The 12,198-nt window shown below is 65.2% G+C and carries 10 protein-coding genes; 4 read left to right on the forward strand and 6 right to left on the reverse strand.

The annotated features are described in order from the left end of the window. Positions 1-24: 24 nt before the first annotated feature. The 4 genes from rpoZ (at position 25) to AB7V09_RS02565 (ending at position 5,235) form a co-directional block, all read left to right on the forward strand. Entirely contained in the window at positions 25-423 is a 399-nt protein-coding gene (gene rpoZ / locus AB7V09_RS02550) for a DNA-directed RNA polymerase subunit omega (RefSeq protein WP_009405492.1), read from the forward strand. Positions 424-435: 12 nt separating this feature from the next. After that, the gene (gene coaBC, locus AB7V09_RS02555) at positions 436-1,773 is read left to right on the forward strand and encodes a bifunctional phosphopantothenoylcysteine decarboxylase/phosphopantothenate--cysteine ligase CoaBC (RefSeq protein WP_314919724.1); all 1,338 of its coding nucleotides are present in this window, start codon (positions 436-438) and stop codon (positions 1,771-1,773) included. A 69-nt stretch (positions 1,774-1,842) separates the two neighbouring features. Further along, positions 1,843-3,048 (forward strand): methionine adenosyltransferase, encoded by a 1,206-nt coding sequence (gene metK / locus AB7V09_RS02560; RefSeq protein WP_004564862.1) that lies wholly within the window; start codon positions 1,843-1,845, stop codon positions 3,046-3,048. A 39-nt stretch (positions 3,049-3,087) separates the two neighbouring features. After that, a complete protein-coding gene (locus tag AB7V09_RS02565; RefSeq protein WP_419142834.1) occupies positions 3,088-5,235 on the forward strand; it encodes a primosomal protein N' in 2,148 nt (715 codons plus the stop codon). Between the two features lie 47 nt (positions 5,236-5,282). Here AB7V09_RS02565 and AB7V09_RS02570 read toward each other — a convergent pair whose 3' ends face one another. The 6 genes from AB7V09_RS02570 to argF all read right to left on the reverse strand — a co-directional run bounded on the left by AB7V09_RS02570 (position 5,283) and on the right by argF (position 12,167). Beyond that, the gene (locus tag AB7V09_RS02570) at positions 5,283-5,945 is read right to left on the reverse strand and encodes a TetR/AcrR family transcriptional regulator (RefSeq protein WP_201443644.1); all 663 of its coding nucleotides are present in this window, start codon (positions 5,943-5,945) and stop codon (positions 5,283-5,285) included. 196 nt (positions 5,946-6,141) lie between these two features. Further along, the gene (locus AB7V09_RS02575) at positions 6,142-7,506 is read right to left on the reverse strand and encodes an MFS transporter (RefSeq protein WP_279012394.1); all 1,365 of its coding nucleotides are present in this window, start codon (positions 7,504-7,506) and stop codon (positions 6,142-6,144) included. A 131-nt stretch (positions 7,507-7,637) separates the two neighbouring features. After that, positions 7,638-8,651, reverse strand: a complete 1,014-nt coding sequence (locus AB7V09_RS02580; RefSeq protein WP_314157322.1) for a DMT family transporter — start codon at positions 8,649-8,651, stop codon at positions 7,638-7,640. 187 nt (positions 8,652-8,838) lie between these two features. Then, the gene (locus AB7V09_RS02585; protein ID WP_004564867.1) at positions 8,839-9,966 is read right to left on the reverse strand and encodes a serine/threonine protein kinase; all 1,128 of its coding nucleotides are present in this window, start codon (positions 9,964-9,966) and stop codon (positions 8,839-8,841) included. A gap of 209 nt (positions 9,967-10,175) precedes the next feature. Next, the gene (gene arcC, locus AB7V09_RS02590; RefSeq protein ID WP_279012396.1) at positions 10,176-11,156 is read right to left on the reverse strand and encodes a carbamate kinase; all 981 of its coding nucleotides are present in this window, start codon (positions 11,154-11,156) and stop codon (positions 10,176-10,178) included. Positions 11,157-11,159: 3 nt separating this feature from the next. Then, positions 11,160-12,167 (reverse strand): ornithine carbamoyltransferase, encoded by a 1,008-nt coding sequence (argF, locus tag AB7V09_RS02595; RefSeq protein WP_009405680.1) that lies wholly within the window; start codon positions 12,165-12,167, stop codon positions 11,160-11,162. Positions 12,168-12,198 lie beyond the last annotated feature (31 nt).

Here is a 12,198-nt window from a genome sequence, read left to right on the forward strand (position 1 = left end):
CGAGATTGAACCGGAGGCATGCACATGCTCGGAACCTCTCCCCAGCCCGAGGGCATCACCAACCCGCCGATCGACGACCTTCTGGAGAAGGTCGACTCCAAGTACGGGCTCGTGGTGGAGGCCGCCAAGCGCGCCCGCCAGATCAACACCTACACCCAGCAGCTCGAGGACAACCAGTTCGAGTTCTTCGGTCCGCTGGTCGACTCCGAGGTCGGCGAGAAGTCCCTGGGCATCGCTCTGCGTGAGATCGCCGAGGACAAGCTCGAGGTCATCCCCGGGGACGTGGCCCGAGCCCGCCGCGCCGAGGCCGAGGAGGCCCGTCGAGCCGCGGAGGCTGACATGTTCAGCGACATCTCGCTGGATGCCCCGGTGTCCCTCGAGGGCGGCGAGACTCCCACCAGCCTCGACGACATCCAGTTCTGAGCCCGGCTCGCCATGGACGAGCCGCACACTGCTGTGACTGAACGCGCCGTGACCGCCGTCGAGCGGCCACGGCGCGTCGTCGTTGGCGTCGCCGGGTCGATCGCCGCCTACAAGGCCCCTTTCGTCGTTCGACTGCTGCGTCAGGCCGGGCACGAGGTCAAGGTGGTGGCCACCGAGTCGGCGCTGAGGTTCATCGGTGCTCCGGCTCTGGCGGCGGTCAGTGGCAGGCCCGTATCCACCGGGGTCTTCGATGACCCGGCCGCCGTCGAGCACGTGGCCGTGGCCGAGTGGGCCGAGCTCGTCGTGGTCGCTCCGGCCTCGGCGGATCTGCTGGCACGGGTACGGGCAGGACGGGCCGACGACATGCTCACCGCGACGATACTGACCTGCCAGGCCCCCGTCGTCCTGGCGCCGGCCATGCACACCCAGATGTGGGTCAACCCCGCCACCCGGGAGAACGTGGCAGTGCTGCGTGAGCGTGGTCTGACGGTCATCGAGCCGGACAGCGGGCGCCTGACCGGCAAGGACTCCGGAGTGGGCCGGATGCCCGAACCCGAGCAGATCGTGTCGCAGGCCCTGGCTGCCCTGACTCCGCCCGCTGGCGGGGCCACGGGGGAGCAGGACGTCTCGGGGCAGACTGACAAGCGCCTGGCAGGACGGCACGTCGTCATCTCGGCCGGTGGGACGCGTGAGCCCATCGATCCGGTGAGGTACCTCGGCAACCGCTCGTCAGGGCGCCAGGGCTGCGCACTGGCAGCGGCCGCTGCCGAACGGGGAGCCCGCGTCACCCTGGTGCAGGCGCACGTGGCCTCCGACCTGCTCAAAGCCCTGCCTGCGCAGGTGAGCGTTGTTGCGGCCGGTACCGCCGCGGACATGCTCCGTGTCGTGCGCGACGCCGCCCGCGACGCTGACGCCGTCATCATGGCTGCCGCCGTCGCCGACTACCGACCCGTCACCGTGGCCACCACCAAGCTCAAGAAGCAGGCGCCCGCCGGCGAGGAGCCCCTCAGCAAACCGACCATGTCCATTGAGCTCACCACCAACCCGGACATCCTGGCCGGGTTGGTGAGCGACCCGCCTCGGCCCGGACAGATCGTGGTCGGATTCGCCGCCGAGACCGGGGACGAGAACGGTGACGTGCTCTTCCACGGCAGGGCCAAGGCCCGCCGAAAAGGGGCGCACCTTCTGGCGGTCAACGCGGTGGGGGAGGAGCTCGGCTTCGGAGACGTCCCCAACGCCGTCGTCGTCCTGGATGCCCACGGCACTGAAGTCGCGCGTGGACAGGGCAGCAAGATGGACGTCGCCCGCCTTCTCATCTCTCTGACCGCTGACCTGGTGAATGGGGCCTGAGGGCCGGCTTCCGCATTTTCGTGGGTAACGCCACGACGGATCAGTTCCGGCGGTGACTACGATGGGTGCGTGAGTTCCTCCTTACGTCTGTTCACGTCCGAGTCGGTCACTGAAGGTCACCCGGACAAGATCTGCGACCGTGTCTCTGATGCGATTCTCGACGCCATTCTCGAGCAGGACCCCACCGCGCGCGTCGCGGTGGAGACCATGGTGACGACCGGCCTGGTGCACGTGGCCGGAGAAGTCACGACGGAGAGGGCCTACGTTGAGATCCCTGAGATCGTTCGCCAGGAGATCTCCGCCATCGGCTACACCTCCTCAGATGTCTGCTTCGACGCTCGCTCCTGTGGTGTGTCGGTATCGATCGGGCAGCAGTCCGCGGACATCGCGGCGGGGGTCGACAAGTCCCTTCAGGCCCGTCGGGACGACACGGACATCGATCCTCTCGACCTGCAGGGTGCCGGAGACCAGGGGCTCATGTTCGGCTACGCCTGCGACGACACCGCGGCTCTCATGCCCCTGCCCATCCATCTGGCTCATCGTCTGGCGGAGCGTCTGGCCTTCGTGCGCAAGCAGGGCATCGTCCCGGGACTGCGCCCCGACGGCAAGACGCAGGTGACGATCGGCTACGACGGCCAGCGCCCGGTGAGCCTGGACAACCTGGTCATCTCCACCCAGCACGACGCGGACCGCACTCGTGCCTGGTTGACCGACGCTCTGCGTACAGAGGTCATCGAGCCAGTGCTGGCCGCCCAGGCAGAGGCCGGTACCGAGCTCGACACCGCCGACACCGACGTCCTCATCAACCCTTCGGGACAGTTCGTCATCGGTGGTCCGGCAGGTGACGCCGGCCTGACGGGACGCAAGATCATCGTGGACACCTACGGCGGAATGGCCCGTCATGGCGGGGGCGCATTCTCCGGCAAGGATCCCTCGAAGGTGGACCGCTCCGCCAGCTATGCCATGCGCTGGGTCGCCAAGAACGTCGTCGCAGCCGGACTGGCCAGAAGGTGTGAGATTCAGGTGGCCTACGCCATTGGCTCCGCTCACCCTGTGGGCGTCTACGTGGAGACATTCGGGACGGCGGCCGTTCCTGAGGAGCGCATCATGAAGGCCGTCAACGAGGTCTTCGACCTTCGCCCGGCCGCGATCGTGCGCGATCTCGACCTGCTGCGTCCCATCTACCGCGCCACCAGTTCCTACGGCCACTTCGGGCGTCCCGGCTTCAGTTGGGAGGCCACCGACCGCGTCGAGGCCCTGCGCCAGGCCGTCTGAGTCCCGCGTACTCGGGGCGGGAGACTTCCGAGGGGTTGTATGGCAACCGGCTACGACGACGCCGCTTCTGCCTCCGGCGAGTCGGATGGCCCCGCACGTGGCTACGGCGTCAGCAGGCAGGGTGAGCTGCTGGAGCTGCCGGAGCCCGGTCAGCGCACAGTGACGGTGGCCGGGGTCCGTGACCCCGTGGCCAGGGTTCTCCTGGACTCCCCGGTGCCGCACCTCGACCGCACCTTCGACTACCTGGTTCCTGCGGCGATGGCGCAGCAGGCCCTGCCTGGCACCCGGGTCATGGTTCGCTTCGGTGAGCAGGAGATGCGCGGATGGATCTGGGAGCGAGGGTCCACGACCACCCATATCGGCCGGCTCTCGGCTCTGCGGCGAGTGGTCTCCGACCTCCCGGTCCTGCCGGAGGGCTCGCGTCGCCTCATCGAGGCCGTTGCCTCCCGCAGCTGCGGAACACGCTCCGACGTCATCCGTCTTGCGGTTCCGGCCAGGCACGCCACCACGGAGAAGGCTGAGAGGGACAAGGCTCCCCTCGCACTTCCCACCTGGGAGCCGCCGTCCTCAAGTGAGCTCAGCTGGCAGCCTTACGACGGTGGTGAGGAGTTCCTGAGACGGCTGGCTCACGGTGAGGCTCCACGCGCGGTCTGGTCCGCCCTGCCGGCCCAGCTGCCGCCGCCCGAAGCACGTTCGTCGGACGACGACGGCAGGCGCGTCCCGGTGGTGTCGCCGTGGCAGCTGTGTCTGGCCCGAGCCGTCCAGGCCACCTTGGCGAGCTCTCGCGGCGCCGTCGTCGTGGTGGCAACGACCCATCACGCTGAGACCCTGGCAGCCCGGCTCAGGCGCGACCTGGAGGGGGAACCGGTGGTGGTGCTCTCGGCCGAGCACGGTCCTGCGCGCCGTTATCGGGCGTTCCTGGCTCTCCTGCTGGGGCGAGCCCGGGTGGTCGTCGGCACCAGGGCGGCGGCCTTCGCCCCGGTGCACCGGCTTGGGCTGGCGGTCGTCTGGGACGACGGGGACAACCGGTTGGAAGAGCCTCACGCCCCCTACAGTCATACGCGCACAGTCCTGGCCCTGCGCTCGACGTTGGATGGAACCGGCCTGCTCATCGGTGGATTCAGCCGTTCCGTGGAAGCGCAGTCGCTCGTCGAGCAGGGATGGTGCCAGAGTCTGGCGGCGCCACGGCACATTGTGCGCGGTGTTGTCCCTCGTGTGGAGGTTCCTGGCCCGGCAGAGCTGGACCGGGAGGGTGCGTCCGGTGCGGCCCGGCTCCCGTCGCTCGCCCATCAAGCACTGCGGCGAGCCCTGCAGGACGGACCGGTTCTCATCCAGGTGCCGCGCGCCGGCTACGCGCCGTTGGTGGCCTGCGCCCGGTGCCGCGAAGCCGCTCAGTGCGCTGTCTGTGGCGGCCCGCTGGCGATGGACCAACGGGGGCGCACCTCCTGCCGTTGGTGCGCTCGTACGGTGGGGCGGTGGAACTGCCCCGAGTGCGGCGGCCATGGACTGAGGATGGCGACGGTTGGTTCCACGCGTACGGGTGAGGAGCTGGGGCGGGCCTTTCCCGGCGTCCCCGTGGTGGTCTCAGGAGCCAGGGAGGCCCACGGCGTCATCGACGAGGTAGACGACGCGCCACGTCTCGTGGTGGCCACGCCCGGGGCGGAGCCGGTGGCCGAGGGCGGATTCCGGGCTGTCCTACTCCTCGACGGCGCCGCACTGTCCTCCCGTCCCGATCTTGGTGCTGCCGGCGAGGCATTGCGCCAGTGGTCCAATGCCGTGGTGCTGGCGGCGCCGTCGGCCCGCGTTGTCCTTCTGGGAGGCCCGGATCCGGTGGCGGCACAGGCTCTCGTGCGATGGGACCAGGCGGGATTCGCCCGCAGAGACCTTCTGGAGCGGGCCGACCTGCACCTACCGCCCGCATGGCGAGTGGCCCGCTTGGACGGGCCGGTGCGCGCCGTGGAGTCCCTTCTGGCTCAGGCCGAGGCCGATGGCTTTGAGGTGCTCGGCCCGGTGGCTCCACCGCCCGTTCACGGCCAGGTGCTCCCCGGCGCGGCCAGGGCCCTGGTGCGCGCTCCGCTGTCACGTGGCAAGGCGCTTGCCACCATGCTCGGGGTACGACTGCGCGACCGATCAGCCCACCGCGAGGAGCCGGTTCGTGTTGAGCTCGATCCCACCCGTTTGTGGTGAGGGGCCATCAACATCGAGGCGGGAGGCAGACCCGCTCGGACGGTGCACTAGTCGGCGGTGCTACCCGTCACCGCTGCGACGGCCGGTGTGGCAGGGGAGCCATGAGGCGACGCAGCGCTCACTGTGCCACCAGGCGCCTGGAAGGGCGGCATGCCATGGGCCAAGGAGATGAGATCCGTCAGTAGCCCTGCGGCGGTGGACTTGACGTTCCACCCCTCACTGAGCGCGGTGACCGCAGCACCATCCACGACAGCGATGACCATCTCCGGTTCGAGCGGGCTGTCGAGCTGGCGCAGCACGCGGCGCAGTGCGGCATTGAGACGTTGCCGCCCCTGACGATAGGCGTGCTTCACCGGTGATGCCTGGCTGGCTGAGATGAGCTGAAGATAGTGCCCGAAGTAGGCGCCATGGGCGGGAAGAGTCGCTTGGAGGATGAACCGCACCCGTTGGGGGACGTCCGGAACGCCCTTGAAGGCCTCCACCCGGTCGGCGACGTGCTCCGCCCGAGACGCCCACAGTCCGATGTTGACCAGCCCCGCCTGGTGGAGGAGATCCTCCAAGCCGTCGAAGTAGTAGGTTGTCGCGGACAAGGAGCACCCGGCTCGCTTGGCGACACTGCGGTGGCTGATCGCGGACGGTCCAGACTCACGGATGATGGCCGCCGCGGCTTCGATGATGGTCTGACGACGGTCCTCACCTCGCGGGGTCACTCGCGATTCCGTGCGAGAGCCTGCGGGAACGGAAGTATCACTACTCGCTGCCTCTCCGGCGTCATCTGCATCAGTACGAGCCATACCCATTATCTTACGACGACGACGCGTTGAAGTCCGTAACAAGACGGTGATAATGACCTCGTGAGCAAGCAGGCTATATTCAACTTGTCGCCACATGCTATCAGTGAGTGGGTCAGAGTTCGGAGTGAGCCTGCTCCTCAGTCAGCTCCGACCCATGAATCGCACGAGAACGGAAGATTGCCACCATGGCGATCAGCGCGATCACCGTGAGGTAGACCGCAGGCGCCAGGGGGGAACCAGTGACCTTGATGAGCCATGTGACAATGAACGGCGTTGTTCCGCCAAGAAGCGCATTGGCCCCGTTGAAGGATAGGGCAAAGCCCGAGTAGCGCACGTTGGTTGGGAAGGACTCAGCCAGGAAGGTGGCCAGAGTTCCATCGTTGGCCGTCAACGCTATAGCGAACACGATCTGACACAGGATGACCGCTGCAAGCATGCCCGCAGCCTTCGTCATCACAACGAACAGCGGAATTGTGAGCACGATGAACGCGACGCAGGCGGCGATGAGCATCCGACGACGCCCGAATGAGTCCGACAGGTGTCCCATGAGGAAGATCGCCGCAATGTAGACGACCAGCATCACCGAGGTAGCCAGAGTGGAGGTGTCCTGGGAGAACCCGAGCTCTTCGTGAACATACGTCGGCATGTAGGTGAGAAGCATGTAGAAGGCAACGGCGTTGAGGCAGGAGACTCCAAAGGTGATGAGGGTCTCATGCAGGTGGTCTCGCAGCAGCAGCCGCAGAGGCTCGGACCAGCTGGTGGCCTTCTGCTCCTGCGGCATCTCCGCGCGCATCTCCTGGTACGCCGGGGAGTCCTCCAGGTGCACCCGGATGTAGCGGCCGATGAGACCCAGTGGCCCCGCCAGGAGGAAGGGAACTCGCCACCCCCAGGTGTTCATGGCATCGTCACTGAGGACCGAGAACATACCCGTCACCATGAGAGAACCGGCAAGGAGGCCACAGGCAGTAGAAGCCGGAACCAGTGACGTGTAGATACCGCGTCGAGCCGGAGGTGCGTACTCGGCAAGGAAGGTTCCGGCGCCCGCGTACTCACCGGAGGCGGAGAATCCCTGAATCATTCGCAGGACAAGGAGGCCGATAGCACTTGCCATGCCGATAGCCGCATAAGTGGGAAGGAGACCGATGAAGAATGTCGATCCGGACATGATAAGAATCGACCAGGACAGTGCCCAACGGCGCCCCCAACGGTCTCCCCATGCCCCCCATACGACGGCTCCGATCGGGCGCAGAATGAAGGACATCGCGAATACTGCGTATGTTGAGAGCAGCTGGACTGATTTGTCCGCCTCTGGGAAGAAGGCGTGACCAATAACGGTGACCAGGTATCCGTAAGAGGCGTAGTCGAACCACTCAATGAAGTTTCCGATGAAGCTCGCCTTCGCTGCACGCCTCAGTGCGAGACTTCGTTCTGAGTCCAGATGATGGTCTTTCGTGCTTCCTGAGTGGGAGGTGTTCATAGCCTATGACTCCGGCTCGGTGGATGTCGACGATGACGTAATGGTCATCCCAAGGTGAGACGTTGATGACTCTACATGTGATCCTGTCTGCCCGCTGGGAGTTGGCGCAGGCAGACAGGATCACAGGAGGATCAGGACGTGGAGGCGCGTGATTTCCGGGCGATGGCATCCACGATGATCGGGGCCAACCCACCACCGACAATGAGCAGTCCACCGATCATCCCTATGGGCGTGAGCTTCTCTCCCCAGACGAGCAGGCCGCACAGAATGGCGACCGGACACTCCCAGTAGGAGATCGTCGAGTACTCAACGGCGGGCAGGTTGCGCCCTGCAACGACCAGGAATCCCAGCGCGAAGAGGCCGCAGACGAGGAAGAGGGCCACTGCCCACATCCAGTTGGTGGCGGTGAAGGTGGAAACGCCGTGCCAAGGACGCAAGACGATGGACATGACCAGCGTCGCGCAGGCGGCCCAGAAGAAGTTCCACACACCGCGGACGATTGAATCGACATCCTTGCGGTACCCGTAGAAGAACAGTGCCAGACCGTAGAAGATGCCGGACAACAGACCTAAAAGATCTCCTAGGCTCTTCTGAGGGAACTCGGGCGTTGTGGCAGACAGATCCAGTCCGAAAGTCAGACTCCCATTCTTGTAGTCGATGATTCCAATGGTCAGCAGCATTCCTATGAACACGAGCGACAGGAAGATGCCGGAGAGCACGCTGATCTTTTCTTTGCGGAAAATGCGTGCGAGCAGTGCGCAGAACAAGGGTCCCGTGTAGATGAGGAAGACGGCGTTGGAAATGGTCGTCATCAATGTCGAGGAGATGTAGCACCCCAGGGACAGGCCGATGCTGACCCCTCCCAGGATCACAGTGGTGCTCAGGCGGGTGCTCTTGAACAGCCCGGCCTTCCCTGTGAAGATGAGGATAACAATGAACCCGAGTAGTCCGACGCTCATGCGGCCGAAGGCCAGGAACGAACCGATGACGGACTTGTCGGCGTGAGCGAGGCCGGCGGTCGTACCACGACTGATGGTGCCGACAAGCCCCATCCCGGTGGCGGAGAGAAGCATGGCGATGGCGCCCAGCTTCTTGTTCATGACGTACTCTGTGACAGAGGATTCAGCGGACGATGTCTGTGACATGGCAGTTGTGTCTCCTGAGTTCTCCCCCGGCGTGCGCGACGGACCGGCATCCTTGCCAGGTCTCACGCGGTCAGGTGGGCCTTCCCAGTCCTATGGAGCGTCCGCTGACCGCGCTGCGAAGAGCAGAGCCGGGTAAGGTGCGGGGCGGCAGCCCGGTCCCATGAGCCGCCGCCCCGCACCCTTGAGATCAGACCAGAGTCGGGTCAGCGACCTGGTTGGGGAAGTAGTCCTCGCAGCCACCCTCACGGTAGACATCGGCCGTTGCGCAGTGCAGACCACCGCCGAAGGCGTAGGCGTCACGGAAGGGAACCGGGATGACGTTCATGCCGAGCTTGTCCATCTGCTCCATCTGGTGGACCTCACTGGCCTCGACACACACGGTCTTGTGGTCGATGACCAGGCAGTTCATGGACAGCCAGACGGAGGAGTAGCACAGCGGCGGCGGAACCTCGTGGGCCGGGGGAGCCGCGTCGACGATCTGCCAGTCGTTGGCCTCGAAGATCTTACGCTGCTCCTCGGGCAGGCGGCGGTGCGGGTTGTTGATGATGAGCCCGGGCCGCAGCGGCACGAAGGTGGCGTCGATGTGGATCGGATAGGGGTCGCCGGGGAAGTTCACTGCGTGCACCCGCAGGTCCGGGTAGTAGCGCTTGAACCACTCCATGGCCTTGCGGTTGGTAGTCAGACCGTGCTGGATGAACAGGTCCTTACCCACGCGCATGACGTCGGCCGCGTCCCACATCGGCTCGACCTCAGTGGTCACGAAGTCCTTGGCGGCGGTGCGCTCAAGGCGCTCCTCCAGGGAGATCCGCTCGTCGTAGTAGTTGTGCTTGTAGGACTTGTCCGTCAGCCGCGGACGAGGGGCCTGGGTCCACTTGAACTCCGGGTCCTCCTCGAAGTACTGGTTCATGAGGGGCCAGTAAGCGAGGTACTCGAAGTAGCGGCAGCGGAACGAGTTGGCCGACGCCATGATCTCGTCACCGATGGTGAGCAGGATGTCCCGCGGGGGCATCTGGGTGAAGCCCGACTCCGTGCGGAAGTCAGGCGTCTGGATGGCCTGGTTCCACTGCAGCGGCGTGGGGCGGTCCACCTGGACGCCCAGACCCTCGAGGATCTTGACGTAGTTGTCGAGCTGCTCGTTGGCGGCCTCAACGGTGGCGGTGGGACGGGGGCCCCACATGCCGCGCATCTCGGAGTCGATCGGCACCTTCTCAGAGGTGGCGGGCTCTTCGGGAGGAATAACCGAGAAGTCGGCGCGTCCGACGATGACACGCTTGAGAGGGTCGAAGTCGTTCCAAGAGTTGACGATCTTCGTCATGAGTAAGTCACTCCTTTGTGCTCGATGTGTGATGAGTGAATGAAGACAAGTGATGTGTCTATGGCTCAACATAATCATTCTACTCTGAACGAACTGCAAATGTAGTCGTAGGAGTATCTGAGTATAAGAATGATTGCTGAACCGTGGCACGGTCATTGTGGGTTCAGGGTGTTCACCACCTCCTTGAAAGACCGATGCCGTTGCGCCGGTCAGGCCCTGCGGATGCGCGTGTCGAGCTGCTCGGGAATTGGGGGGTGGATATCGTCCGGCCCCCCGTAGTTTCCCCCGGGAGTCACGATAGTCCCTGCATGGCCCTCAATGATGGAAACGGCGTCCTCAAGACGTCCGATTGCCGCCATGTCGCCAGTCAACTCAACAAATCGGCACACCGCCTCAACCTTTGGTCCCATGGACCCACTGGGAAGTCCCATGGACCGCAGCTCTGCCGGCGTCGCCCTCGGAACCTGTTTCTGGTTCTCGGTCCCGAAATCCTGAAACACTCCATCAACGTCCGTGAGGATAAGAAGCGCATCGGCCTCCAGGGCCTCGGCCATGACCGACGCCGTGAGGTCCTTGTCGATGACGGCTTCAATACCCTTGAGCTTGCCCTCCTCGCTGCGGACGACGGGCACACCGCCGCCCCCGGAGCAGACGACGATCGCGCCGGCATCCAGCAGTGTGCGCACTAGACGGGTCTCGATGACGCGCTGCGGCATGGGGGAGCCGACGACGCGGCGGTAGTGCTCGCCGTCGGGCTTGACCACCCAGCCCCGCTCCTCAGCCAGCTTCTCGGCCTCCTCCTTGGTGTACACCTCACCGACGAACTTGGTGGGGTTGGAGAAGGCCGGGTCACCGGCCATCACCAGGGTCTGGTTGACCATGGCGGCCACGTGGCGACCGGGCAGGGCGTTCTGCATGGCCTGCAGCAGCCAGTAGCCGATCATGCCCTGCGTCTGGGCACCGAGGGTGTCGAAGGGGTAGGGCTCGGAGAGACGCTCGTCGTTGGCGGACTGCAGGGCCAGCACCCCCACCTGGGGGCCGTTCCCGTGAGTCAGGACCAGCTCGTGCTTCTCCGCCAACTTGGCCAGCTCATGGGCCGCAATCTCGACATTGCGGATCTGGGTACTGGCGTCGGGCTTTTCCCCCCGACGCAGCAAAGCGTTTCCTCCGAGGGCGACGACGATTCTCACAGGTCAGTCCCACTTTCCCAGGGTCGCGACCATCACGGCCTTGATGGTGTGCATACGGTTCTCGGCCTGGTCGAAGGCGACGTTGCGCTCGGTCTCGAAGACGTCGTCGGTCACCTCCAGGCCCTCCATCCCGGTCTTGGCGAAAATGTCCTCACCGACCGTGGTGTTGCGGTCGTGGAAGGCCGGCAGGCAGTGGAGGAACTTCACGTCCGGGTTGCCGGTGGCCTCCACCAGCTGGGCGTTGACCTGGTAGGGCGCGAGCAGGGCGATGCGCTGGTCCCAGACCTCCTTGGGCTCACCCATGGAGACCCACACGTCGGTGTAGAGGAAGTCGACGCCCTTGACGCCCTGGGCGGTGTCGTCGGTAATGAGGATGCGGGCGCCGCTGTCCTTGGCCAGCTTCTCAGCCTGAGCCACCACCTCGGGAGATGTCTGCAGCTCCTTGGGTGCCACCATCCGCACGTCCATCCCCATGAGGGCCGCTGAGATGAGCAGTGAGTTGGCAACGTTGTTGCGGGCGTCGCCGAGGTAGGCGAAGGAGATCTGCTCGATCGGCTTGTCTGCGTGCTCCAGCATGGTCAGCTGGTCGGCCAGCATCTGGGTGGGGTGCCACTCGTCCGTCAGTCCATTCCACACCGGGACGCCGGAGAGCTCAGCCAGAGCCTCGACGTGCTCCTGCTTCTTGCCGCGGAACTCGATGCCGTCATAGAAGCGGCCCAGCACCCGAGCGGTGTCCGCCACGGACTCCTTGTGGCCCATCTGGGAACCGGAGGGGTCGAGGTAGGTGACCTGTGCGCCCTGGTCGTAGGCGGCCACCTCGAAGGAGCAGCGGGTGCGCGTCGAGGTCTTCTCAAAAATGAGAGCGATGTTCTTACCGGTCAGCCGCTTCACCTCGCGGCCGGCCTTCTTGTCCGCCTTGAGCTGGGCGGCCAGCTCGAGCAGGGAGCTCCACTCCTCAGCCGTGAAGTCGAGCTCTTTGAGGAAACTGCGGTTGTGCAGGGGGTGGGACATGAGGATTCCTTCGTCCAGTGTGGTGATGTAC

Origin of the sequence: Actinomyces sp. SKVG-SVH-4(1) (genome assembly GCF_048514265.1) — a bacterium.
GTDB lineage: Bacteria > Actinomycetota > Actinomycetes > Actinomycetales > Actinomycetaceae > Actinomyces > Actinomyces oris.

Bases quoted from the DNA above. Each gene is read 5' to 3' on its own strand.
- rpoZ (WP_009405492.1), top strand. From the start codon at position 25: ATGCTCGGAACCTCTCCCCAGCCCGAGGGCATCACCAACCCGCCGATC.
- coaBC (WP_314919724.1), top strand. From the start codon at position 436: ATGGACGAGCCGCACACTGCTGTGACTGAACGCGCCGTGACCGCCGTC.
- AB7V09_RS02565 (WP_419142834.1), top strand. From the start codon at position 3,088: ATGGCAACCGGCTACGACGACGCCGCTTCTGCCTCCGGCGAGTCGGAT.
- AB7V09_RS02575 (WP_279012394.1), bottom strand. From the start codon at position 7,506: ATGAACACCTCCCACTCAGGAAGCACGAAAGACCATCATCTGGACTCA.
- AB7V09_RS02580 (WP_314157322.1), bottom strand. From the start codon at position 8,651: ATGTCACAGACATCGTCCGCTGAATCCTCTGTCACAGAGTACGTCATG.
- AB7V09_RS02585 (WP_004564867.1), bottom strand. From the start codon at position 9,966: ATGACGAAGATCGTCAACTCTTGGAACGACTTCGACCCTCTCAAGCGT.
- argF (WP_009405680.1), bottom strand. From the start codon at position 12,167: ATGTCCCACCCCCTGCACAACCGCAGTTTCCTCAAAGAGCTCGACTTC.